The sequence below is a fragment of the Mycolicibacterium parafortuitum genome (genome assembly GCF_002086815.1).
Lineage (GTDB): Bacteria > Actinomycetota > Actinomycetes > Mycobacteriales > Mycobacteriaceae > Mycobacterium > Mycobacterium parafortuitum.
On sequence record NZ_MVID01000021.1, the window covers coordinates 31,562 to 55,267 of the forward strand.

Consider the following 23,706-nt stretch of genomic DNA (forward strand, 5'->3'; position numbering starts at 1 on the left):
CGCAGCCTGCGGCCGCCAGGGCAGTGTGGTGGGATTGCCGCTATGGGGATCAAGGTCGCCCTGGAGCACCGCACCAGCTACAACTTCGACAGGCTTGTCGAGATCCATCCGCATGTCGTGCGGTTGCGTCCGGCGCCGCACTCGCGCACGCCGATCGAGGCGTACTCGCTGCAGGTGGAGCCGGCCGACCATTTCGTGAACTGGCAGCAGGACGCGTTCGGCAACTACCTGGCGCGACTGGTGTTCCCGACCCGGGCCCGCAATCTGACCATCACCGTCGGCCTGATCGCCGACATGAAGGTGATCAACCCGTTCGACTTCTTCATCGAGGACTACGCCGAGACGTTCCCGTTCGAGTACCCGAAAAGCCTGGCCGAGGACCTGAAACCTTATCTGCGCCCGGTCGACGAGGACGACGAGAACTCCGGTCCCGGTGACCTCGCGCAAGCCTGGGTCAAGAACTTCGGCATCGCGGCGGGGACCCGCACCATCGACTTTCTCGTCGCGCTCAACCGCGCCGTCAACGCCGACGTCGGGTATTCCGTGCGCATGGAGCCGGGCGTGCAGACGCCCGATCACACGCTGCGCACCGGCATCGGATCGTGCCGCGACTCGGCCTGGCTGCTGGTGTCGATCCTGCGCCAACTAGGCCTTGCGGCACGCTTCGTGTCCGGCTACCTGGTGCAGTTGACCTCCGACGTGGAGGCCCTCGACGGCCCGTCGGGTCCGCCGGCCGACTTCACCGACCTGCACGCATGGACCGAGGTGTACATCCCCGGTGCCGGCTGGATCGGGCTGGATCCGACCTCGGGGCTGTTCGCCGGGGAGGGGCACATCCCGCTGTCGGCCACCCCGCACCCCGAGTCGGCGGCCCCGATCACCGGAGCGACCGAACCGTGCCAGGCGACACTGGAATTCAGCAATGCGGTGACCCGGATCCACGAGGACCCGCGCGTCACGTTGCCCTACAGCGAGGCGAGCTGGGCCGCGATCAACGCGCTCGGTGCCCGCGTCGACGAACGGATGACCGCCACGGACGTCCGGCTGACCGTCGGCGGCGAGCCGACGTTCGTGTCGATCGACAACCAGGTCGACCCGGAGTGGACCACCGCGGCAGACGGGCCGCACAAACGCCGGCGTGCCTCCGCGCTGGCGGCCCGGCTCAAGAAGGTGTGGGCGCCGCACGGCCTCGTGCAGCGCAGCCAGGGCAAGTGGTACCCCGGAGAACCGTTGCCGCGCTGGCAGATCGGGCTGCACTGGCGTACCGACGGGCAACCGTTGTGGACCGACGACACGCTGTTGGCCGATCCGTGGCCGGAGCAGCCGCAGACCAGGGCGATCTCGCCGGACGCCGCCCGCCGGTTGCTGACCGCGATCGCCTCCGGGTTCGGGCTGCCCGAGCGCCAGGTTCGCCCGGCCTACGAGGACGCACTGGCCCGGCTGGCCGCTGTGGTGCGGCAACCCGAGGGGCCGCCGGTGCCCGCCGGTGACGACCTCGACGCCGACAGCCCCGACGCGCGCGCGGCACTGCTGGCCCGGCTCGACGAATCCGTCACCGAACCGACCGCGTTCGTACTGCCGCTGCACCGCCGCGACGACGAGCAGGGCTGGGCGAGCGCGGACTGGACACTGCGGCGCGGACGCATCGTGCTGCTGGACGGCGATTCGCCCGCCGGTCTGCGCCTGCCGTTGGACTCGATCAGCTGGAAGCCGCCCAAACCGTCGGTCGAGGCCGACCCGTTGCAGCGCCGACCCGCCCTCGCCGTGGGCGGAGCGGCCGGCAACGGCACCGCGGCCGCACCCACTGCGGTGGTCACCTCCGAGGACGACGACGAGTGGGTGCCGACCACCGCGCTGGTCGCCGAGATCCGCGACGGGCTGCTGTACGTGTTCCTGCCGCCCACCGCCGAACTCGAGCATTTCGTGGACCTGATCGGCCGGATCGAGGCGGCCGCCGCCGCGATCGACTGCCCCGTGGTGATCGAGGGGTACGGCCCGCCGGCCGACCCGCGGCTGAAGTCCATGTCGATCACCCCGGACCCGGGGGTGATCGAGGTCAACGTCGCGCCCACCGCCGGCTTCGCCGAGCAGCGCGAGCAACTCGAGACGCTCTACGAACAGGCGCGGCTCGCGCGGCTGTCGACCGAGGCGTTCGACGTCGACGGCACCCACGGCGGCACCGGCGGCGGCAACCACATCACCCTCGGCGGCGCCACGCCCGCGGATTCACCGTTGCTGCGCCGCCCCGACCTGCTGGTATCGCTGCTGACGTACTGGCAGCGCCACCCGTCGCTGTCCTACCTGTTCGCCGGCCGCTTCGTCGGCACCACCTCGCAGGCGCCGCGGGTCGACGAGGGACGCCCGGAATCGCTGTACGAGCTGGAGATCGCGTTCGCCGAGATCGGCCGGCTGTCGAAGGTCGACAGCCCCGCCTCATCTGATGGTCGCTCCGGGGCCCCTGCGTGGCTCGTCGACCGGGCACTCCGTCACCTCCTCACCGACATCACCGGCAACACCCATCGCGCCGAGTTCTGCATCGACAAGCTCTACAGCCCTGACAGCGCGCGCGGCCGGCTCGGCCTGCTCGAGCTGCGCGGCTTCGAGATGCCGCCGCACCCGCAGATGGCGATGGTGCAGTCGCTGCTGGTGCGCTCGCTGGTGGCCTGGTTCTGGGCCGAACCGCTGCGCGCCCCGCTGATCCGCCACGGCGCCAACCTGCACGGGCGGTACCTGTTGCCGCACTTCCTGATCCAGGACATCGCCGAGGTGGCCGCCGATCTGCGCGCGCACGGCATCGAGTTCGACACCAGCTGGCTGGACCCGTTCACCGAGTTCCGGTTCCCGAGGATCGGCACCGCGGTGTTCGGCGGCGTGGAGATCGAGCTGCGCGGCGCGATCGAACCGTGGAACGTGCTCGGTGAGGAGTCGACGGCAGGCGGCACCGCTCGCTACGTCGACTCGTCCGTGGAGCGCCTGCAGGTCCGGCTCATCGGGGCTGACCGCGACCGGTTCATCGTCACCGTCAACGGCCACCCGGTGCCGATGCTGGCCACCGACAACCCCGACGTCCAGGTCGGGGGTGTGCGCTACCGGGCCTGGCAGCCGCCCAGCGCGCTGCACCCGACGATCACCGTCGACGGACCCCTGCGGTTCGAGCTCGTGGACGCCGCCAGCGGGGTGTCGCGCGGCGGCTGCACCTACCACGTGTCCCACCCCGGCGGCCGCTCATATGACACGCCCCCGGTCAACGCGGTCGAGGCCGAGTCCCGTCGCGCCCGGCGGTTCGAGGCCACCGGCTTCACCCCCGGCACCGTGGACCTCGCGGCGCTCAAGGAGAAGCAGGCCCGTCAATCGATGGACGTGGGTGCACCGGGGATATTGGATCTGCGGCGAGTGCGTACCGTTCTGCAGTAATGGCCTTCCCCACGACCCCTCCGGCCCCGCATCGAGGCGCCGGAGCGACCGACGTTGAGAACCCGCTGACGCCGTATACGAGCATGCGCGCGCAGCAGGCGCTGTTCGACGTGCAACCACGGCTCGGCGCAGGCCCGCCCGCAGGCTACGACGAGTTCGTCGACGCGGCGGGCGACGTGCGGCCGGCGTGGCAGGAACTGGCCGATTGCGTGCGCGACCGCGGCCGCGGCGGACTCGACCGGCTCCGCGCGGTCGTGCGCGGGCTCGTCGACAACGACGGCATCACCTACGTGCACACCGATCCGGGCGGCGAGGAAACCGTCGCGGTGCCGTGGCAGCTCGACGCGCTGCCGCTGGTGATCTCGGCGTCCGACTGGGACCAGCTGGAAGCCGGGCTGGTGCAGCGCTCCCGCGTGCTCGACGCCGTGCTGACCGATGTGTACGGCCAGCGCCGCTGCATCACCGAAGGTGTGCTGCCGCCGGAGCTGTTGTTCTCCCACCCCGGGTACCTGCGGCCCGCCCGCGGCATCGAGGTGCCCGGACGACACCAGCTGTTCATGCACGGCTGCGACATCGGCAGGACCGGGTCGGGGGACTTCGTGGTCAACGCCGACTGGACGCAGGCGCCGTCCGGCGCGGGGTACGCCCTCGCCGACCGCAGGGTGGTCGCGCACGCGATCCCGGACCTCTACGAGCAGATCGGCCCGCGGCCGACCTCGCCGTGGGCGCAGGCACTGCGGCTGGCGCTCGTCGACGCCGCCCCGGAGTCCGCCGAGGAACCCGTCATCGTCGTGCTCAGTCCCGGCATCCATTCCGAGACCGCGTTCGACCAGGCCTATCTGGCCAGTGTGCTGGGCCTGCCGCTGGTGGAGAGCGCCGATCTGGTGGTGCGCGACGGCAAGCTGTGGATGCGCTCGATGGGCACCCTCAAGCGCGTCGACGTCGTGCTGCGCCGGGTGGACGCCCACTACGCAGACCCGCTGGATCTGCGGCCGTCATCGCGGCTCGGCGTCGTCGGTCTGGTCGAGGTGCTGCGGCGCGGCGCGGTCACCGTCGTCAACACCCTGGGCAGTGGCGTGCTGGAAAGCCCAGGGCTGCTTCGCTTCCTGCCGGAGCTGGCCGAGGCGCTGCTCGGCGAAACCCCGCTGCTACCGACCGCGCCGATGTACTGGGGCGGCATCGACGTCGAACGCTCGCATCTGCTGGCGAAGCTGTCCTCGCTGCTGATCAAACCGGTCACCGGCGGCGAGCCGATCACCGGGCCGACGCTGTCGGCGGCCCAGCGCGACGATCTCGCGGCGCGCATCGCGGCGACACCGTGGCAGTGGGTCGGCCAGGAGCTCCCGCAGTTCTCCTCGGCGCCGTCGGACTATCTGCCCGGCGGGCTGTCGACCTCTACGGTCGGTATGCGGCTGTTCACGGTGGCCCAGCGTGGCGGGTATGCGCCGATGATCGGCGGGCTCGGCTACCTGCTGGCGGACGGGCCGTCTGCCTACCAACTCGAAACCGTTGCCGCCAAAGATGTCTGGGTGCGCACCCCGAGCCGGGTCACCGCGGAGAAGATCCCGAGCGACGCCCCCGGGCTGCCCGCGCCCGCCATGGCGAGCCCGATCCAGGAGGTCAGCTCGCCTCGCGTGCTGTCGGACCTGTTCTGGATCGGCCGCTACTCCGAACGCGCCGAGCAGATGGCGCGGCTGCTGACCGTGACCCGCGAGCGCTACCACGAATTCCGTTACCGCAGAACGATGGACGGCAGCGAATGCGTCCCGGTGCTGCTGACCGCGCTCGGACAGCTCACCGGGACCGACACCGGCGCCGGCGGCGACTACGCCGAGATGGTGGCCACCGCACCGACCACGCTGTGGGCACTGACCGCCGATCGGCACCGCCCCGGTTCGCTGGCCCAGTCGGTGGAGCGGCTGGCGTTGTCCGCGCGCGCGGTGCGCGACCAGATGTCCAACGACACCTGGATGGTGCTGTCGGCCGTCGAGCGGGCGCTGCTGAACGCCCCTGACACACCGCCGGATTCGCAGGCCGAAGGCGATGCGTTCCTCGCCTCGACCAACACGCTGACCCTGGCCGGGATGCTGGCCCTGTCGGGGGTGGTGTCCGAGTCGATGGTGCGCGACGTCGGCTGGACCATGATGGACATCGGCAAACGCATCGAACGGGGCCTCGCGCTGACCGCGCTGCTGCGCTCCACGCTGAGCACCGTCCGCACCCCGGGCGCCGAGCAGACCGTCACCGAGTCCACGTTGGTGGCGTGCGAGTCGCTGGTCATCTACCGGCGCCGTAACCCCGGCAAGATCAGCATCGCCGGGGTCGCCGAGCTGGTGCTGTTCGACGTCGAGAACCCGCGCTCGCTGGTCTACCAACTCGAACTGCTACGCGCGCACCTGAAGTCGCTGCCCGGGGCGACCGGGTCGTCGCGCCCCGAACGGATGGTCGACGAGATCGCCGCCCGGCTGCGCCGCATCGAACCCGCCGAACTCGACGACGCCACCGCCGACGGCCGACGCGAGGAACTCGACGCGCTGATGTCGGCCATCCACCGAGATCTGCGTGAGCTCTCGTCGGTGATCACCGCGATCCATCTGTCCCTGCCGGGCGACATGCAGCCGCTGTGGGGACCCGACGAACGGCGGATGGTGCCGTGACGGCGTTCCCCGACGGCCCCACCGCGTCCGCGGCCAGCCGCACCTACGAGATCACCCACCGCACCGAGTACCGGTACTCCGATGTCGTCACGAGCTCCTACGGCCGCGGCTTCCTGACCCCGCGCGACTCGGCCCGTCAACGCTGCCTGTTCCACGAGCTGGTCATCGAGCCCGAACCCGAGGACAGCTCCACCAGCCGGGACGGCTACGGCAACATCAGCTCGTACTTCCACGTCACCGAAAAGCACCACCGGCTGGTCGTCACCAGCCGCTCCGTCGTCGAGGTCGACCCGCCGCCGCCGGACCTGTACCAGGGGCCGTCGGCGCGGGCGCCGTGGGAGATCGCGCGCCCCGTCGGCGCCGACGGGGCACTGGCGACCGAGTTCACCCTCGACCTGCAGCCACCCGAGATCACCGACGAGGTGCGTGCCTACGCCGCACCGAGTTTCGTCGCGGGCCGGCCGCTGATCGAGGTGCTGCGCGACCTGACGTCCCGGATCTACACCGACTTCACCTACCGGTCGGGGTCGACGACGGTATCCACCCAGGTGAGCGAGGTTTTGGCAGCGCGGGAAGGGGTATGCCAGGACTTCGCGCGGCTGGCGATCGCCTGCCTGCGCGCCAACGGTCTGGCCGCCAGCTATGTCTCCGGATATCTGGCGACCGACCCGCCTCCCGGGAAGGAACGCATGGTGGGAGTGGACGCGACGCACGCCTGGGCGTCGGTGTGGACACCGCAGAACCTGTGGCTGGGCCTCGACCCGACCAACAACCAGATGGTCGACGAACGGTACGTGACGGTCGGATTCGGCCGCGACTACGCCGATGTGCCGCCATTGCGCGGCATCATCTACACGGACTCCGAGAGCAGCGTGATCGACGTCTCGGTCGATGTCGCCCCGCACGCCGGGGGAGTCCTCCGTGCGTGACTTCACCTGCCCCAACTGCGGGCAACGGTTGTCGTTCGAGAACTCGCTGTGCCTGAACTGCAAGAGCGCGCTGGGCTTTTCGCTCGACGACATGGCTCTGCTGGTGATCGCCCCTCCCGGAGAGAGTGAACACGCAGGAGCGGTCGACGAGCGGCAGTACCAGCTGTGCGCGAATCTGCATCTGGCCGAATGTAACTGGCTGGTCGAGAAGGGGCCGATCGCCAAGCTGTGTGTGTCGTGCGCGCTGACCCGGACCCGCCCCAACGACGCCGACACCGTCGCGCTGGCGGCGTTCGCCGACGCGGAGCGGGCCAAGCGCCGGCTGATCGCCGAACTGCACGAGCTCAAGCTGCCGATCGTCGGCCGTGACGTCGACCACGAGTTCGGTCTGGCCTTCGATCTGCTGTCCAGCCAGTTCGAGAAGGTGTTCACCGGCCACGAGAACGGCGTGATCACACTGGATCTCGCCGAGGGCGACGACGTGCACCGCGAGCAACTACGGATCTCGATGGACGAGCCGTACCGGACGCTGCTGGGGCACTTCCGCCACGAGATCGGCCACTACTACCAGTACCGGCTGATCGGGACGTCGCAGGACTACCTGCAGCGCTACCACGAGCTTTTCGGTGATCCCGAGGCTGACTACCAGGCCGCACTGGACCGGCACTACAGCGAAGGGGCGCCCGCGGGCTGGGAGGACGACTACGTCTCCTCGTACGCCACGATGCACCCGGCCGAGGACTGGGCCGAGACGTTCGCGCACTACCTGCACATCCGTGACACCCTCGACACCGCCGCGGCGTTCGGCTTCGCACCCGCCACCGCGACCTACGAGCGCAGGGTGCTGGGCCCCAGCAGTTTCGACGTGATGATCGACCAGTGGCTGCCGCTGTCCTGGGCGCTGAACCAGCTGAACCGCTCGATGGGCAAGGAAGACGTGTACCCGTTCGTGCTTCCGCCGCCGGTGCTGGAGAAGATGCGGTTCATCCACACGGTGATCGACGAGATCACGTCGAACCCGGTGAAGCTCGCCGAGGTCGGCGCCCCGGTCGAGGACCAGAACCAGCAGCTCGGCTAACTGCTGCGCCCCGGTGTGGCACCGTCGGAAAGCAGTTGCCGCGCTTCGGGATTGCCGGTCAGCGCGATCGACGTCCTGCTGGTGATCCGCCAGCGCCCGTCGACCCGGCGCAGCCGGAAGTGATTCGCGCCGGCGCGGGCGGCAACGAACCGGCCGTCGCGGTGCACGAGGAGCACGGACTCGCACACGGCGGTGGCCTCGTCGCCGTCGACCGTGGCGACCGCGGGGCCCAGGAAATGGCAGCACCCGCGCGCGATGAGGCCCTGGTGCTCGTCGGAGCGGACCATCGCGGCGACGTCGTCGCGGCCCTGCATGGTCCAGCCCTCGACGACGTAGGTGCCGTCCTCGGCCCACAGCGCCGCGGCCTCGTCGGCGTCACCGGCGTCGACCAACGGACCGTACCGGGCGATCATCCGCTCGATCTCGCGTTCGTCCTCGACGCGGCGCAGCCGCCGCTCCAACTCGGCCAGTCGTTCGTCGCTCATCGGGTCTGGGCTCATCGGCTCTCACCGATCAGTTTCTGCATGAACCGGTGGGTGCCCAGCACCACCTTCGCCCGGTCGGGATCGTTGCGCCGCGCGACGTCGGCATCGTTGCCCCCGGCGACGTGCACCGGTCCGTGCGGGAGCCGGCTCAGCCCCTCGGCGGCGACGTCGGCGGGTTCGGCGACCCGCAGTCCCGGCACGTCGAAGTTCAGCCCGACCCGCTCCATCGCCGGGGTGCGGGTGACCCCGAGTACCAGCTCGAGGACGTGAACGTCGTAGTCGCGCAACTCAAGCCACAGGCTCTCGGCGAAGATCCGGCCGAACGCCTTGACCCCGCCGTACACGCTGTGCCGCACCGAACCGAGGTAGCCGGCCATGGAACCGACCATCAGGATCCCGCCGCGGCGCCGCTCGCGCATCGGCCGGCCGAAGTGTTGCACCAGCGCCATCAACGCGGTGATGTTCAAGTCGATGACCCTGCCGAAATCGGCGAGCTCACCGTCGAGGAACTCCTCGCTGCAGGTGTTCGCGCCCGCGTTGTAGATCAGCAGGCCCACCTCCAGGTCCGCGGTCGCGGTGACGATCTCGTCCACGCCGTCGATGAGATCGATTGCCAGGGTGCGGGTTTGCACACCCAGCTCGCGGCAGCGGGCAGCCGTGCGTTCCAGCGGCTCCGGTTTGCGTGCGACGAGCACCAGGTTCACGCCTGCCTCGGCGAGCTGCGCGGCGAACTCGGCGCCGACCCCTTCGGAGCCGCCCGCGATCACCGCCCACGGACCGTAGGCCGTCAGATCAGTCACCGGATGATCATGGCTCATGCGCAACACACGGGTCCGGTTGGGCGGGAATGGCCGCTGTTCTTCCTAGGATCACCCGGTGGCTGATCGCTATGGCGCTGACATCCTGGCCAACAATCCGCACCAGGCCCGCAAACCGCGCTCGGTCGAGACCCCGATCGAGATCGGGATGGTCGTCGAGGACGCCCAGACCGGGTTCGTCGGCGCGATCGTGCGCGTCGAGTACGGCCGGATGGAGCTCGAAGACCGCAACGGCAGGACCAAGCCGTTCCCGGTCGGCCCCGGCTACCTGATCGACGGCAAACCCGTCATCCTGACCGCGCCGAAGAAGGCCGGCCCGAAGGCTCCGACACGTACCGCCTCGGGCTCGGTCGCGGTGAAGAACGCGCGGGCGAAAGTCGCCCTGGCCAGCCGCATCTACGTCGAGGGCCGGCACGACGCCGAGCTCGTCGAGCAGGTGTGGGGTGAGGACCTGCGCATCGAAGGCGTCGTGGTCGAGTACCTCGGCGGCGTCGACGACCTCGCCGCGATCGTCGCCGACTTCCGGCCCGGGCCGGGACGGCGGCTCGGGGTGCTCGTCGACCACCTCGTCACCGGGTCGAAGGAGGCGCGTATCGCCGACGCGGTCCGACGCGGCCCGGGCGGTGAGCACACGCTGGTCGTCGGGCATCCGTTCATCGACATCTGGGAGGCGGTCAAGCCCGCACGCCTCGGCATCGCCGCCTGGCCGGTGATCCCGAAGGGTCAGGACTGGAAGCACGGCGTGTGCGAGGCGTTGGGATGGCGGCACCGCGACCAGGCCGATATCGCCGCGGCCTGGCAGAAGATCAGGGGCCGGGTGCGGGACTGGACCGACCTGGAACCCGAGCTGATCGGTCGGGTCGAGGAGCTCATCGACTTCGTCACCGCACCCGTGTAAGCAGGGAGCGTGTCCGACAGCCTGTTCGACGTGCCCGGGGAGCCGGCGCCGCCCGCCGCGGGACCGGTCGGTGCGTCCGTTCCGCTGGCGGTGCGCATGCGTCCGGCGAACCTCGACGAGGTCGTCGGCCAGGACCACCTGCTCAAACCGAACTCGCCACTGCGCCGGCTCATCGAAGGCTCCGGCGCGGCGTCGGTGATCCTGTACGGCCCGCCCGGCACCGGCAAGACCACGCTCGCGTCGATGATCTCCCAGGCCACCGGCCGCCGGTTCGAGGCGCTGTCCGCGCTGGCGGCCGGGGTCAAAGAGGTCCGCGCGGTGATCGACATCGCGCGGCAGGCGGCGATGCGCGGCGAGCAGACCGTGCTGTTCATCGACGAGGTGCACCGATTCTCCAAGACCCAGCAGGACGCGCTGCTGGCCGCGGTCGAGAACCGGGTCGTGCTGCTCGTCGCGGCGACCACCGAGAACCCGTCGTTCTCCGTGGTCGCGCCGCTGCTGAGCCGGTCGCTGATCCTGCAGTTGCAGCCGCTGACACCAGCCGATGTCGCCACGGTGCTCCGGCGGGCGATCAGCGACGAGCGGGGGCTCGGCGGCAAGGTCGAGGTCACCGACGACGCCGTCGACCAACTGGTGCAACTGTCGGCCGGGGATGCGCGGCGCGCGCTGACGGCGCTGGAAGTCGCGTCCGAAACGGTCTCGGAATCGGGGGAGACGGTCACCGTCGAGGTGATCGAGCAGTCGCTGGACAAGGCGGCGCTGCGCTACGACCGCGACGGCGACCAGCACTACGACGTGGTCAGCGCGTTCATCAAGTCGGTGCGCGGTTCCGACGTCGACGCCGCGCTGCACTATCTGGCCAGGATGCTCGTCGCGGGGGAGGATCCGCGCTTCGTGGCCCGCCGGCTGATGATCCTGGCCAGCGAGGACATCGGGATGGCCGACCCCACCGCACTGCCGATCGCGGTCGCGGCGGCGCAGACGGTACAGCTGATCGGGATGCCGGAGGCGCAGCTGACCCTGGCGCACGCGACGGTGCACCTGGCGACCGCGCCGAAGTCGAACGCGGTCACCACCGCGCTGGGGGCCGCGATGGCCGACATCCGTGCGGGCAAGGCCGGTCTGGTGCCTGCCCACCTGCGCGACGGGCACTACTCCGGGGCGCAGAAACTCGGCAACGCGGTCGGGTACAAGTACGCCCACGACCATCCCGGTGGCGTTGCGTCGCAACAGTATCCGCCCGACGAACTGGTCGGCGTGGACTACTACCGGCCCACCAACCACGGCACGGAGCGCGAGATCACCACGCGGTTGGAGAAGCTGCGCGCGATCATCCGCCGGCGGCGCTGAGTTCCTGCCGATGAGATCTCGGCTCAGGGCGAGTCGACTCTTGGGAACCACCGACACGTGGAACCACCGACACGAAAGGACGTTTCCATGACGACCGCCCTCGACCTCACCACACCCGTCGACACCCTGGCCATGGAATTCACCCGGGACTTCGATGCCCCGGTCGCCGCGCTGTTCCGGGCGCACGCCGAACCCGAACTGATCACGCAGTGGCTGGGCCCGGACGGGCTGGAGATGGACATGACCGAGTGGAACTTCCACAATCACGGCGGGTACCGCTACTCGCATCGGGACGCGCAGGGCACGTACGGTTTCCACGGCACGTTCCACACCGTGCGGCCGAACGAATTCATCCTGCAAACCTTTGAATTCGACGGAGCGCCGGACTCGGTGAATCTCGAATTCCTGTGGTTCGACGACCTCGGCGGGAACCGCTCACGGCTCCGCGGGCGGTCCATCTGTTCGACCGTCGAGGCGCGCGACGCGCTGCTGTCCTCCGGCATGGAACACGGTATGGCCCAGGGATACGAGAAACTCGACGCGCTGCTGGGCCGGCTGTAGTTATCGCCCGGAAAGCCTCCAGACGGGGGTGATCCCGGCCGGTCGGGGGCCCAGCCGGGATCACCAGGATGGTGTCTTCAGGTTGCTCAGCGCAGGATGCCCGAGCGGCGGCCGCCCATCAGGCCGCTGCGGCGCCGGCCCATCAATGCGGTGACGAGGGCGACACCGGCGACGGCGACGACGACCTGGACGATGAACTCACCGAAGTTGAAGTCGCCGGCGACTGCGGCCAGGCCCATCGCCCGGGCGAGCGCCGTACCGACCAACGCCGCGACGATGCCGACCAGGACGGTGAGGAGTACGCCGATCTTCTGCTTGCCGGGCAAGACGAGCCGGGCGAGCACGCCGACGACGATGCCGACGAGGATCGCGGTGATGATGCCGGTGATGGTCATTTCTACCTCCGTGGGAAGTTGCGGCTGCGGCTGAAATACCCCTGCCCCTGACCGAATAAACGCCGGCGTCAAACGACTTCTCCGTACCCTCGACTCGTGCACACCGACGTACTCGACCTCGACACCTCGCGGCGCACGACCGTCGACCTGACCGATGCGGTGCGCGACTTCTGCGCAGGCCGCGGAGACGGACTGTGCAATGTGTTCGTGCCGCACGCGACGGCGGGCATCGCCGTCCTGGAGACCGGCGCGGGCTCCGATCACGATTTCGTCGACACCCTCGAGCGGCTGCTGCCGCGCGACGACCGCTACCGCCACCGGCACGGCTCGCCCGGGCACGGAGCCGACCACGTGCTGCCCGGTCTGGTGTCCCCGTCGGTGACGGTGCCCGTCGCCGACGGAGAACCGCTGCTGGGCACCTGGCAGAGCATCGTGCTGGTCGACCTGAACAGGGACAACCCCCGCCGATCGGTCCGGCTCAGCTTCGTGGCGGGCTGACCCCGTCGTCCGTCGAAACCCTCGCGACCCAGACCGGTACTGTAGTGCGGTCGAGTATTCGCAGGTTGAGCCGAAGGACGTCAGGACGTGCAGACACACGAGATCAGGAAGCGGTTCCTTGATCATTTCGTGAAGGCGGGCCACACCGAGGTGCCCAGCGCTTCGGTGATCCTCGACGACCCCAACCTGTTGTTCGTCAACGCGGGCATGGTGCAGTTCGTGCCGTACTTCCTCGGGCAGCGCACCCCGCCGTACCCACGGGCGACCAGCGTCCAGAAGTGCATCCGCACCCCGGACATCGACGAGGTCGGCATCACCACCCGGCACAACACCTTCTTCCAGATGGCCGGCAACTTCAGTTTCGGCGACTACTTCAAGAAGGGCGCCATCGAACTGGCCTGGTCGCTTCTGACCAACTCCGTCGACGACGGCGGCTACGGATTCGATCCCGAAAAGCTCTGGGCCACCGTCTATCTCGATGATGACGAGGCGATCGAGATCTGGCAGCAAGTGGCCGGCCTGCCGCTCGAGCGCATCCAGCGCCGCGGGATGGCCGACAACTACTGGTCCATGGGGATCCCCGGGCCGTGCGGGCCCTGCTCGGAGATCTACTTCGACCGCGGACCCGAATACGGTGTCGACGGCGGACCCGAGGCCAACGAGGACCGCTACATCGAGATCTGGAATCTCGTGTTCATGCAGAACGAGCGCGGCGAGGGCACCTCGAAGGACGACTTCGAAATCCTCGGGCCGCTGCCGCGCAAGAACATCGACACCGGCATGGGTGTCGAGCGCATCGCGTGCCTGCTGCAGGGCGTCGACAACGTCTACGAGACCGACCTGGTCCGGCCCGTCATCGACCTGGTCGCCGCGATCGCGCCGCGCGGTTACGGCGAGGGCAACCATGAGGACGACGTCCGGTACCGGATCATCGCCGACCACAGCCGCACCGCGGCGATCATCATCGGCGACGGCGTCACCCCCGGTAACGAGGGCCGTGGCTACGTGCTGCGCCGTCTGCTGCGCCGCATCATCCGCTCCGCCAAGCTGCTCGGCGTCGATCGCCCCATCATGGGCGAACTGATGACCACCGTGCGCGACGCGATGGGGCCGTCCTACCCCGAACTGGTCACCGATTTCGAGCGCATCAACCGCATCGCGGTCGCCGAGGAGACCGCGTTCAACCGCACCCTGGCGTCCGGGTCGAAGCTGTTCGACGACGCCGCGCAGTCCACCAAGGCGTCCGGGGCCACGGTGCTGTCGGGCAGCGATGCGTTCACCCTGCATGACACCTACGGCTTCCCGATCGACCTGACCCTGGAGATGGCCGCCGAGGCCGGCCTGTCGGTCGACGAAGAGGGCTTCCGCGGCCTGATGGCCGAACAGCGCAGGCGCGCCAAGGCCGATGCGGCCGCACGCAAGCAGGCGCACACCGACCTGTCGGCCTACCGCGAGCTCGTCGACGCCGGCCCCACCGAGTTCACCGGTTTCGACGAACTGACCACCGAGGCACGCATTCTCGGGATCTTCGTGGACGGTAAGCGGGTCCCGGTGGTGTCCCACGGGCAGGCCGGCGACTCCGGCACCGTCCCCGACCGCGTCGAGCTGATCCTCGACCGCACCCCGTTCTACGCCGAGTCGGGCGGTCAGATCGCCGACGAGGGCACCGTCACCGGGACCGGGGCGTCGGCGACCGCGAAAGCCGCCGTCAACGACGTTCAGAAGATCGCGAAAACACTGTGGGCGCACCGCATCACCGTCGAGTCCGGCGAGTTCGTCGAAGGTGACACCGTGGTCGCTGCGGTGGACCCGAACTGGCGCCACGGCGCGACCCAGGGCCACTCCGGCACCCACATGGTGCACGCCGCGCTGCGTCAGGTGCTCGGACCCAATGCGGTCCAGGCGGGCTCGCTGAACCGACCGGGCTATCTGCGCTTCGACTTCAACTGGCAGGGCGCGCTGAGCGAGGACCAGCGTCGCGACATCGAGGTGGTCGCCAACGAGGCCGTGATCGCCGCGTTCGAGGTCAACACGTTCAACACCTCGCTCGACCAGGCCAAGGCGATGGGTGCGATGGCGCTGTTCGGGGAGGCCTACCCCGACGAGGTCCGGGTGGTCGAGATCGGCGGCCCGTTCTCGCTGGAGCTGTGCGGCGGCACCCACGTCCAGAACTCGGCCCAGATCGGTCCGGTCACCGTGCTCGGGGAGTCCTCGGTCGGCTCCGGGGTGCGCCGTGTCGAGGCGTACGTCGGGCTGGACTCGTTCAAACACCTCGCGAAGGAACGAGCCCTGCTGGCCGGGCTGGCGTCCTCGCTGAAGGTGCCCTCCGACGAAGTGCCCGCCCGGGTGGAGAACCTGGTGGACCGGTTGCGTGCCGCGGAGAAGGAACTCGACCGGCTGCGGTTGGCCGGTGCGCGCGCCGCCGCGGCCAACGCGGCCGCGGGTGCCGAGGAGATCGGCGGCGTCCGGCTGGTCGCCCAGCGGATGGCCGGCGGGATCTCCGCGGGCGATCTGCGCTCGCTGGTCGGGGACGTGCGCGGCAAGCTGGGCAGTGATCCAGCCGTCGTCGCGCTGATCGCCGAGGGCGACGACGACTCGGTGCCGTTCGTGGTCGCGGTCAACCAGGCCGCCCAGGACCGCGGGTTGCGCGCCAATGATCTGGTCAAGGTGCTGGGGGCCGCGGTCAACGGCCGCGGCGGGGGCAAGGCCGATCTGGCACAGGGATCAGGTAAGGGGGCGGCAGGTATCGACGCCGCACTGGCAGCGATACGTGCGGAGATGGGCCGGAGTTAGCCGCGTGCCCGACACCGACTGGACCAGCCGGGTACCCGATCGTCCCGGCGATCCGAACGCGGCCCCCGATCCGGGGCGCGGCCGCCGGCTCGGTGTGGACGTGGGCACCGTGCGCATCGGCGTGGCCGTCAGCGACCCTGACGCGATCCTCGCGACGCCGGTGGAGACGGTGGCCCGGGACCGGCGCGCCAACAAGCTTGTGCGCAGGCTCGCGGCGCTGGTCGACGAGTATCAGGTGGTGGAAGTCGTTGTCGGGCTGCCGCGGACGCTGGCCGACCGGGCGGGTTCGTCGGCGCAGGATGCCACCGACGTCGCCGACCAGCTGGCAGCGCGGATCGCGCCCGTGCCGGTGCGGTTGGCCGACGAGCGGTTCACCACGGTGACCGCGCAGCGGGCGTTACGGGAGGCGGGAGTACGGGCCCGGGGCCAACGGTCGGTGATCGACCAGGCCGCGGCGGTGGGGATCCTTCAGAACTGGCTGGACCAGAGGCGGGCAGCGTTGCCCGCACACGGAGAGGTCTTGGATGACTGACAATTGGCACACGGACCGGGCCGAGCCGTTGGCGGTGGGCCCGCCCCGTCAGAAGATGACGCGGCGGGAACGCGCCAGGGCCGAGCGCATGCGGCGCCGCCGGCGTGCCGGCCTGGTCGTCGCACTGTCGATGCTCGTCGTCGTCGCGGTCGTCGCGGTGTTCCTCGGCTCGCGGATGTGGCACTCGGTGTTCGGCGGCAGCAGCACCGATTTCGCCGGTGACGGCGTCAACGATGTGGTCATCCAGGTCCACGACGGCGACTCGACCACCGCGATCGGGCAGACGCTGCAGGACAACAATGTCGTCGCCAACGTCAAGACGTTCGTCGACGCGGCCGACGGGAACTCCGCGATCTCGGCGATCCAACCCGGCTTCTACAAGGTGCGCACCGAGATCCCGGCGTCGTCCGCGGTGGAACGGCTGGCCGATCCGGCCAACCGGGTCGGCAAACTGGTGATCCCGGAGGGCCGCCAGCTCGACGACGTCCGCGACGTGAAGACCAACGCCGTCACCGCGGGCATCCTGACGCTGATCTCCAACGCATCCTGCGTCGACCTCGACGGCGACCGGCGCTGTGTGCCCGCCGAGGACCTCAAGAACGTCGCGTCGACCGCGACCCCGCTGGAGCTGGGGGTGCCGGAGTGGGCGACGGACGCCGTCGACGCGATGGGCTCCGACCACCGCAGGCTGGAGGGCCTGATCGCGCCCGGCACCTGGAACATCGACCCGTCGGCGCCTCCGCAGGACATCCTCGCGACGCTGATCTCCACGAGTGCGGCGCAGTACGAGCAGAGCGGTCTGCTCACCACCGCGACCGCGATCGACATGACGCCGTACGAGGTGCTCGTCGTGGCGTCCCTGGTTCAGCGGGAGGCCACCCCCGAGGACTTCTCGAAGGTCGCCCGGGTGATCTACAACCGGCTCGCGGAGCGTCGCACCCTGGAGTTCGACTCCACGGTGAACTACCCGCTGGACCGCATCGAGGTCGCGACCACCGACGGCGACCGCGGGCAGATGACGCCGTGGAACACCTACGTGCGGCCCGGCCTGCCCGCCACCCCGATCTGCTCACCCGGCGGCCCCGCGCTCGTCGCCGCCGAACAGCCCGAGCCCGGTGACTGGCTGTACTTCGTCACCATCGACATGCAGGGCACCACGCTGTTCACCAAGGAGTACGAACAGCATCTGGCCAACATCGAGCTCGCGATCCGCAACGGTGTCCTCGACTCGGCCCGGTGACGCGCCGCGGCGCGCGGCCGTGCTGGGTTCCCCGATCGCGCACTCGCGGTCCCCGCAACTGCACCTGGCCGCGTACCGGGCGCTGGGTCTGCACGGATGGACCTACGACCGCATCGAATGCGGTGAGGACGAACTTCCCGGCCTGGTCGCAGGTCTCGGCCCGGAGTGGGTCGGGCTGTCGGTGACGATGCCCGGCAAGTTCGCCGCGCTGCGCGTCGCCGACGAGGCGACCGAGCGGGCCCGTGCGGTCGGTTCGGCGAACACCCTGGTGCGCACCGCCACCGGTTGGCGGGCCGACAACACCGACATCGACGGGGTCGCGGGCGCGTTGACCGATGCACAGGTGACGGGCCGGCGTGCCGTCGTGATCGGGTCGGGCGGGACCGCCCCCGCCGTCGTCGTCGGGCTGATCCAGACCGGGATCACCCACGTGACCGTCGCGGCCCGCAACCCCGAGAAGGCGGCGCCGCTGCTGCGGCTCGGTCGTGCCTACGGGGCGGACACCGACTGGGTGGGGCTGCCCGACGACCGGTTGGCCGAGGTCGTCGCTCGCGTGGACGTCGCGGTGAACACCGTCCCGGCCGACGCGGTCGCCCCGCACGCCGCGGCGCTGGCCGGCACACCGGTGCTGCTCGACGCGATCTACAACCCGTGGCCGACCCTGCTCGCCACGGCGGTGGCGGCCGCCGGGGGCCGGGTCATCAGCGGCTTCGAGATGCTGCTGAACCAGGCCTTCGCCCAGGTGGAGCAGTTCACCGGGCTGCCGGCTCCGAAAGAGGCGATGAGGCAGGCGCTGGTGCGGGCTTAACCTCGACAGGTGGGGGAGATCGCCGGCGGGATCGCCACCGCAGGCGTCGCGGTCTGGTTGATCGCGTTGAGCGCGTGCGACATTCGGAGCCGTCGGCTGCCGAACACGCTGACCCTGCCCGGTGCCGCGGTGATCCTGGTCGTCGCGGCCGGCACCGGGCACGGCCTTGCCGCGGTCGCCGGGGCGGCGGCGCTGTTCGGCGTCTACCTCACCGTGCACCTGATCGCACCGGCCGCGCTGGGTGCCGGCGACGTCAAACTCGCGCTCGGTCTCGGCGCGCTGACCGGCGTCTACGGCGCCGACGTGTGGGTGCTCGCCGCGCTGGGCGCCTCGCTGACGACCGGCGTGCTCGCGCTGTGCCGGCGGCTGCGCGGCGTGCGCTCGACGGTCCCGCACGGGCCGTCGATGTGCCTGGCCGCCGGGCTCGTGGTCGGGCTTTCCGCGACGGTGTGACACGGCCGTGCGCGCGATGGCCGCGCACGATGGCGTGGCAGGATTTCAACGCGGCTGACCTGGCGTGCGAAACTGGGACGCGTGTTGCGATGGACGACTGCAGGTGAATCTCACGGCCGGGCGCTGGTGGCGATGGTCGAAGGGATGGTCGCCGGCGTTCACGTGACCTCCGGCGACATCGCCGATCAGCTTGCCCGCCGCCGCCTCGGCTACGGCCGCGGCGCCCGGATGAAGTTCGAGCAGGATCAGGTCACGCTGCTGGCCGGTATGCGCCACGGGCTCACGCTCGGCGGGCCGATCGCCATCGAGATCGGCAACACCGAATGGCCGAAGTGGGAGACCGTGATGGCGCCCGACCCGGTCGACGCCGAGGCGCTGGCCGACAGCGCCGCCCGCAACGCGCCGTTGACCCGGCCGCGCCCCGGGCACGCCGACTATGCGGGCATGCTCAAGTACGGCTTCGACGACGCGCGACCGGTGCTGGAACGCGCGAGCGCGCGCGAGACCGCGGCGCGGGTCGCGGCCGGCACGGTGGCGCGTGCGTTCCTCAAGCAGGCGCTCGGCGTCGACATCGTGTCCCATGTGATCTCGATCGGCGCGTCCGATCCGTACGACGGCCCGCCGCCGCAGGCCGCCGATCTGGCCGCCGTGGACGACAGCCCGGTGCGCGCGTTCGACAAGCGCAGCGAAGAACTGATGATCGCCGAAATCGAGGCGGCCAAACGCGACGGCGACACCCTCGGCGGCGTCGTCGAGGTGGTCGCCCACGGCCTTCCGGTCGGGCTCGGCTCGTTCACCAGCGGTGAGAGCCGGCTCGACAGCCAGCTCGCCGGTGCCGTGATGGGGATCCAGGCCATCAAGGGCGTCGAGATCGGTGACGGCTTCGAGACGGCACGCCGGCGAGGCAGCGTCGCGCACGACGAGATCTACCCGGGCCCCGACGGGGTGATCCGGTCCACCAACCGCGCCGGCGGACTCGAAGGCGGCATGACCAACGGGCTGCCCGTCCGGGTGCGGGCGGCGATGAAGCCGATCTCCACCGTGCCGCGCGCACTGGCGACGGTCGACATGTCGACCGGCGACGAAGCCGTCGCGATCCACCAGCGTTCCGACGTGTGCGCGGTCCCCGCCGCCGGCGTGGTGGTCGAGACGATGGTGGCGCTGGTGCTGGCCCGCGCGGCGCTGGCCAAGTTCGGCGGCGACTCCCTGGCCGAGACACGGGCCAACATCGACAACTACCTGCGTTCGGTGGCCGCGCGGGAACCGTCGACCAACGGGATGTCGACCTGATGTCTCCGAAGGCGGTGCTGATCGGCCTGCCGGGGTCGGGCAAGTCCACCATCGGGCGGCGCCTGGCCAAAGCGCTGGAGGTTCCGCTGCTGGACACCGACAACGCGATCGAGCAGACCACCGGGCGGACCATCGCCGACATCTTCGCCACCGACGGCGAAGCCGAGTTCCGCCGGATCGAAGAGCAGGTGATCCGCGATGCGCTGGCCACCCACGACGGGGTGCTGTCCCTGGGCGGGGGCGCGGTGACCACCGAGGGTGTCCGCGAGGCGCTGGCCGGGCACAACGTGATCTACCTGGAGATCAGTGCCGCCGAGGGTATCCGGCGCACCGGGGGTTCGACCGTACGGCCGCTGCTCGCCGGACCCGACCGCGGCGAGAAGTTCAAAGCCCTGATGGCCGAGCGTGTTCCGCTGTACCGGCAGGTCGCCACCATCCGGGTCAACACCAACCACCGCAACCCAGGCGCGGTCGTGCGCTACATCTGCGCGCGACTGGAGGACCGGGACGCCAAACCCGAGCGGCGCCGCAGGCGCACGGTGTGGCGGCGGGCGCCGCTGTCGCTGACGCCCACGCCGTCGACCGAGGCGCCGCCGAGCCCCGCCGTGGTTGCCGCCCAGAAGGGCAAAGGATCGTCGTGCATGCGAAAGGACGAGCAGTGACAGAGCCGGTGACGGTTGAGGTTCGGACCGATCCGCCCTACCCGGTGATCATCGGCAGAGGTCTGCTCGGCGATCTGGGCCGTGTCCTCGACGGACGGCACAAGGTCGCGATCCTGCATCAGCCGACCCTGAACGAGACCGCCGAGGTGATCCGGAAGCACCTGGCGGACAACGGGATCGACGCGCACCGTATCGAGATCCCGGACGCCGAGGGCGGTAAGGAACTGCCCGTCGTCGGGTTCATCTGGCAGGTGCTCGGCCGGATCGGCATCGGCCGCAAGGACGCGATCGTGAGCCTGGGCGGGGGAGCGGCCACCGACGTGGCCGGCTTCGCGGCGGCGACCTGGTTGCGCGGCATCGACATCGTGCACGTTCCCACCACGCTGCTGGGCATGGTCGACGCCGCGGTCGGCGGCAAGACCGGGATCAACACCGAAGCGGGCAAGAACCTCGTCGGCGCGTTCCACCAGCCGGCCGCGGTGCTGATCGACCTGGCGACGCTGGAGTCGTTGCCGCGCAACGAGATCATCGCCGGGATGGCCGAGATCGTGAAGGCCGGATTCATCGCCGACCCCGTCATCCTCGACATGATCGAAGCCGACCCGGACGCCGCGCTCGACCCCACCGGTGCCGTACTGCCCGAACTGATCAGGCGTGCCGTCGCGGTCAAGGCCGAGGTCGTGGCCGCCGACGAGAAGGAATCGCAGCTGCGCGAGATCCTCAACTACGGCCACACCCTGGCGCACGCGATCGAGCGGCGGGAGCGCTACCAGTGGCGCCACGGGGCCGCGGTGTCGGTCGGACTGGTGTTCGCGGCCGAACTCGGCCGGCTGGCCGGGCGGCTCGACGACGGCACCGCCGCGCGTCACCGCACGATCCTGACGTCGCTGGGGCTGCCGGTCAGCTACGACGCCGACGCGCTTCCACAGTTGATGGAGGCGATGCTGGGGGACAAGAAGACCCGCGCCGGGGTGTTGCGGTTCGTGGTGCTCGACGGGCTGGGCAAGCCGGGACGCCTCGAAGGGCCGGATCCGTCGCTGCTGGCCGCCGCCTACGCCGAGGTCGCCCGGGACTGACGTCCGCGCACGCGGATTCGGCGTGCGTCGGTCAGATCAGTTGTCGCGCTTGTCGACCGGGCGGGTCTCGTCCTCGGCGAGCGCGACGGACGAGGTCTGCTGCTCGGTTTCCGCACCGGAGTAGGAGTCGTAGTCGGCGGTGTCGTCGCGCACCGCGGCGAAGACATCGGTGTCGGCGCGGTCGTCGTCCTCGCGGCGGCGCGTCTGCTCCGGAGCCTTACGGTCGACCAGCCAGTGCCCGAGCGCGGTGCCGATGATCGCGCAGACGAACACCAGCAGCGCGGTGAACGCCGCGAACGTGGTGATCTCGTTGATCAGGCCCTCGACGTAGAGGTTGTTGTAGAACAAGCCGATGAACCAGGCCACCACACCGGAGACCACGCCGGCGAACAGCCCGGCCAGCAGCCACGTCATCGCGAGGTCGTCGCGGCGGTCCGGGTCCGGGTTGCGGCGCGCGTCGGAACGTCCGTCGGCGTAACCCCAGACCAGGGCCACCACGGCGTACAGGGCGACCAGCACGGCGCTGATCAGAGCCGCCTTGGTCTCCCAGGCGTTGATCATCGCCCCCTGTAGCAACCGGACAATGACCATCAGGGCCGCGAACGCCAGTCCACGCACCAACCACTTGCTCATGGGGCCTCACCTTAGCGAGTACCGTCAGCCGCTGTGACGATTTCTCAGCGGCGCGGCCGGCTGCGGGAGCGGCTGGCCAATGCCGGGCTGGACGCCATGCTGGTATCAGACCTGGTCAATGTGCGTTACCTGTCGGGTTTCACCGGGTCGAACGCCGCCCTGCTGGTGCTTGCCGGGCGCGAAACGCCGGTGCTTGCCACCGACGGGCGCTACCGCACCCAGGCGGCGCAGCAGGCGCCGGACGCCGAGGTGGTCATCGAGCGCGCGTGCGGTCCGCATCTGGCGAAGCGTGCCGCCGAGGACGGGGTGCGCAAGCTCGGGTTCGAGAGCCACGTCGTGACCGTGGACGCGTTCGCGGCGCTGACGGCCGCGGCGGGCGACGGGTGTGAACTCGTCCGGGCCGCGGGCACCGTCGAGGGGTTGCGGGAGGTCAAGGACGCCGGCGAGGTGGCGCTGCTCCGTCTCGCCTGCGAGGCGGCCGACGCCGCGCTGCGGGATCTGATCGACGGCGGCGGGCTGCGCGTTAGCCGCACGGAGAAGGAGGTCCGCAACGAGCTCGAGTCGCTGATGCTCGCGCACGGTGCCGACGGAGCGTCGTTCGAGACCATCGTCGCGACCGGCGCGAACTCGGCGATCCCGCACCACCGGCCCACCGACGCGGTGCTGGCCGCCGGGGACTTCGTCAAGATCGACTTCGGTGCGCTGGTGGCCGGCTACCACTCCGACATGACCCGCACGTTCGTGCTTTCCCCGATCGCCGACTGGCAGCGCGACATCTATTCACTGGTCGCCGACTCCCAGCGGGCGGGTCGCGAGGCGCTGGCACCCGGTGTCGCGCTCAAGGACGTCGACGCCGCATCGCGGCAGGTCATCGCCGACGCCGGCTATGCGGACAACTTCGGCCACGGTCTCGGCCACGGGGTGGGGCTGCAGATCCACGAAGCGCCGGGAATCAACTCCGCTTCCGCCGGTACACTGCTTGCTGGCTCTGCGGTGACCGTGGAGCCCGGCGTCTACCTGCCCGGCCGCGGCGGTGTCCGCATCGAGGACACGCTCGTGGTCGACAAACGCCCAGACCTACTCACACGGTTCCCGAAGGAACTGGTGATCCTCTAGAAAGCTAGGAGTACAACCCA

The 23,706-nt window shown here is 70.1% G+C and carries 21 protein-coding genes; 17 read left to right on the forward strand and 4 right to left on the reverse strand.

Annotation, left to right across the window (positions count from 1 at the left end):
• The first annotated feature begins 42 nt into the window (after nt 1-42).
• From BST38_RS20245 to BST38_RS20260, 4 genes are read left to right on the forward strand one after another with little or no spacing between them, the layout of a single operon-like run.
• Complete coding sequence (locus BST38_RS20245; protein ID WP_083145264.1) at nt 43-3,414, forward strand: transglutaminase family protein; 3,372 nt, start codon at nt 43-45, stop codon at nt 3,412-3,414.
• A complete protein-coding gene (locus tag BST38_RS20250) occupies nt 3,414-6,071 on the forward strand; it encodes a circularly permuted type 2 ATP-grasp protein (RefSeq protein ID WP_083145265.1) in 2,658 nt (885 codons plus the stop codon). Before BST38_RS20245 ends, BST38_RS20250 begins: the two co-directional genes overlap by 1 nt.
• Nucleotides 6,068-7,000, forward strand: a complete 933-nt coding sequence (locus tag BST38_RS20255) for a transglutaminase family protein (protein WP_083145266.1) — start codon at nt 6,068-6,070, stop codon at nt 6,998-7,000. Before BST38_RS20250 ends, BST38_RS20255 begins: the two co-directional genes overlap by 4 nt.
• A complete protein-coding gene (locus BST38_RS20260; protein WP_083145341.1) occupies nt 6,993-8,078 on the forward strand; it encodes a zinc-binding metallopeptidase family protein in 1,086 nt (361 codons plus the stop codon). The genes BST38_RS20255 and BST38_RS20260 overlap by 8 nt, the downstream gene beginning before the upstream one ends.
• On the opposite strand, the gene BST38_RS20265 is transcribed toward BST38_RS20260, so the two are convergent.
• Together BST38_RS20265 and BST38_RS20270 are read right to left on the reverse strand one after the other, a co-directional pair.
• A complete protein-coding gene (locus BST38_RS20265; RefSeq protein WP_083145267.1) occupies nt 8,075-8,563 on the reverse strand; it encodes a nuclear transport factor 2 family protein in 489 nt (162 codons plus the stop codon). The two genes, BST38_RS20260 and BST38_RS20265, sit on opposite strands and share 4 nt — an antisense overlap.
• An 11-nt stretch (nt 8,564-8,574) precedes the next feature.
• Nucleotides 8,575-9,363: an SDR family NAD(P)-dependent oxidoreductase gene (locus BST38_RS20270; protein ID WP_083145342.1), complete on the reverse strand. Its 789-nt coding sequence runs from the start codon at nt 9,361-9,363 to the stop codon at nt 8,575-8,577.
• 76 nt (nt 9,364-9,439) lie between these two features.
• On the opposite strand from BST38_RS20270, the gene BST38_RS20275 reads away from it, so the two are divergent.
• The 3 genes from BST38_RS20275 (at nt 9,440) to BST38_RS20285 (ending at nt 12,190) form a co-directional block, all read left to right on the forward strand.
• On the forward strand, nt 9,440-10,279 hold the full coding sequence (locus BST38_RS20275; RefSeq protein ID WP_083145268.1) for a DUF3097 domain-containing protein: 840 nt from the start codon (nt 9,440-9,442) through the stop codon (nt 10,277-10,279).
• A gap of 9 nt (nt 10,280-10,288) precedes the next feature.
• Nucleotides 10,289-11,629, forward strand: coding sequence for a replication-associated recombination protein A (locus BST38_RS20280; protein WP_083145269.1), 1,341 nt, complete (start codon nt 10,289-10,291; stop codon nt 11,627-11,629).
• A gap of 87 nt (nt 11,630-11,716) precedes the next feature.
• On the forward strand, nt 11,717-12,190 hold the full coding sequence (locus tag BST38_RS20285; protein ID WP_083145270.1) for an SRPBCC family protein: 474 nt from the start codon (nt 11,717-11,719) through the stop codon (nt 12,188-12,190).
• 86 nt (nt 12,191-12,276) lie between these two features.
• Here the strand turns inward: BST38_RS20285 and BST38_RS20290 are convergent, their stop codons facing one another.
• Nucleotides 12,277-12,585 (reverse strand): GlsB/YeaQ/YmgE family stress response membrane protein, encoded by a 309-nt coding sequence (locus tag BST38_RS20290; protein WP_083145271.1) that lies wholly within the window; start codon nt 12,583-12,585, stop codon nt 12,277-12,279.
• 96 nt (nt 12,586-12,681) lie between these two features.
• Here BST38_RS20290 and BST38_RS20295 point away from each other — a divergent pair, with 96 nt between their 5' ends.
• The 9 genes from BST38_RS20295 (at nt 12,682) to aroB (ending at nt 21,937) form a co-directional block, all read left to right on the forward strand.
• Entirely contained in the window at nt 12,682-13,083 is a 402-nt protein-coding gene (locus BST38_RS20295; RefSeq protein ID WP_083145272.1) for a secondary thiamine-phosphate synthase enzyme YjbQ, read from the forward strand.
• 87 nt (nt 13,084-13,170) lie between these two features.
• A complete protein-coding gene (gene alaS, locus BST38_RS20300) occupies nt 13,171-15,876 on the forward strand; it encodes an alanine--tRNA ligase (RefSeq protein ID WP_083145273.1) in 2,706 nt (901 codons plus the stop codon).
• A gap of 4 nt (nt 15,877-15,880) precedes the next feature.
• Entirely contained in the window at nt 15,881-16,408 is a 528-nt protein-coding gene (gene ruvX, locus BST38_RS20305) for a Holliday junction resolvase RuvX (protein ID WP_083145274.1), read from the forward strand.
• On the forward strand, nt 16,401-17,648 hold the full coding sequence (gene mltG, locus BST38_RS20310) for an endolytic transglycosylase MltG (protein ID WP_083145275.1): 1,248 nt from the start codon (nt 16,401-16,403) through the stop codon (nt 17,646-17,648). The genes ruvX and mltG overlap by 8 nt, the downstream gene beginning before the upstream one ends.
• The gene (locus tag BST38_RS20315) at nt 17,626-18,456 is read left to right on the forward strand and encodes a shikimate dehydrogenase (RefSeq protein WP_083145276.1); all 831 of its coding nucleotides are present in this window, start codon (nt 17,626-17,628) and stop codon (nt 18,454-18,456) included. Before mltG ends, BST38_RS20315 begins: the two co-directional genes overlap by 23 nt.
• 9 nt (nt 18,457-18,465) lie before the next feature.
• Nucleotides 18,466-18,909: a prepilin peptidase gene (locus BST38_RS20320; RefSeq protein ID WP_083145277.1), complete on the forward strand. Its 444-nt coding sequence runs from the start codon at nt 18,466-18,468 to the stop codon at nt 18,907-18,909.
• Between the two features lie 81 nt (nt 18,910-18,990).
• The gene (aroC, locus tag BST38_RS20325) at nt 18,991-20,199 is read left to right on the forward strand and encodes a chorismate synthase (RefSeq protein ID WP_110781829.1); all 1,209 of its coding nucleotides are present in this window, start codon (nt 18,991-18,993) and stop codon (nt 20,197-20,199) included.
• Nucleotides 20,199-20,861: a shikimate kinase gene (locus tag BST38_RS20330; RefSeq protein ID WP_083145278.1), complete on the forward strand. Its 663-nt coding sequence runs from the start codon at nt 20,199-20,201 to the stop codon at nt 20,859-20,861. Before aroC ends, BST38_RS20330 begins: the two co-directional genes overlap by 1 nt.
• Nucleotides 20,858-21,937: a 3-dehydroquinate synthase gene (aroB, locus tag BST38_RS20335; RefSeq protein WP_083145279.1), complete on the forward strand. Its 1,080-nt coding sequence runs from the start codon at nt 20,858-20,860 to the stop codon at nt 21,935-21,937. Before BST38_RS20330 ends, aroB begins: the two co-directional genes overlap by 4 nt.
• A gap of 36 nt (nt 21,938-21,973) precedes the next feature.
• Here aroB and BST38_RS20340 read toward each other — a convergent pair whose 3' ends face one another.
• Nucleotides 21,974-22,570: a B-4DMT family transporter gene (locus BST38_RS20340; protein WP_083145280.1), complete on the reverse strand. Its 597-nt coding sequence runs from the start codon at nt 22,568-22,570 to the stop codon at nt 21,974-21,976.
• Between the two features lie 33 nt (nt 22,571-22,603).
• Between BST38_RS20340 and BST38_RS20345 the strand changes: the two genes are divergently transcribed.
• Entirely contained in the window at nt 22,604-23,686 is a 1,083-nt protein-coding gene (locus BST38_RS20345) for a M24 family metallopeptidase (protein WP_083145281.1), read from the forward strand.
• Nucleotides 23,687-23,706: the final 20 nt, after the last annotated feature.

Bases quoted from the DNA above. Each gene is read 5' to 3' on its own strand.
- BST38_RS20245 (WP_083145264.1), top strand. From the start codon at position 43: ATGGGGATCAAGGTCGCCCTGGAGCACCGCACCAGCTACAACTTCGAC.
- BST38_RS20250 (WP_083145265.1), top strand. From the start codon at position 3,414: ATGGCCTTCCCCACGACCCCTCCGGCCCCGCATCGAGGCGCCGGAGCG.
- BST38_RS20265 (WP_083145267.1), bottom strand. From the start codon at position 8,563: ATGAGCGACGAACGACTGGCCGAGTTGGAGCGGCGGCTGCGCCGCGTC.
- BST38_RS20285 (WP_083145270.1), top strand. From the start codon at position 11,717: ATGACGACCGCCCTCGACCTCACCACACCCGTCGACACCCTGGCCATG.
- BST38_RS20290 (WP_083145271.1), bottom strand. From the start codon at position 12,585: ATGACCATCACCGGCATCATCACCGCGATCCTCGTCGGCATCGTCGTC.
- mltG (WP_083145275.1), top strand. From the start codon at position 16,401: ATGACTGACAATTGGCACACGGACCGGGCCGAGCCGTTGGCGGTGGGC.
- BST38_RS20330 (WP_083145278.1), top strand. From the start codon at position 20,199: ATGTCTCCGAAGGCGGTGCTGATCGGCCTGCCGGGGTCGGGCAAGTCC.
- BST38_RS20340 (WP_083145280.1), bottom strand. From the start codon at position 22,570: ATGAGCAAGTGGTTGGTGCGTGGACTGGCGTTCGCGGCCCTGATGGTC.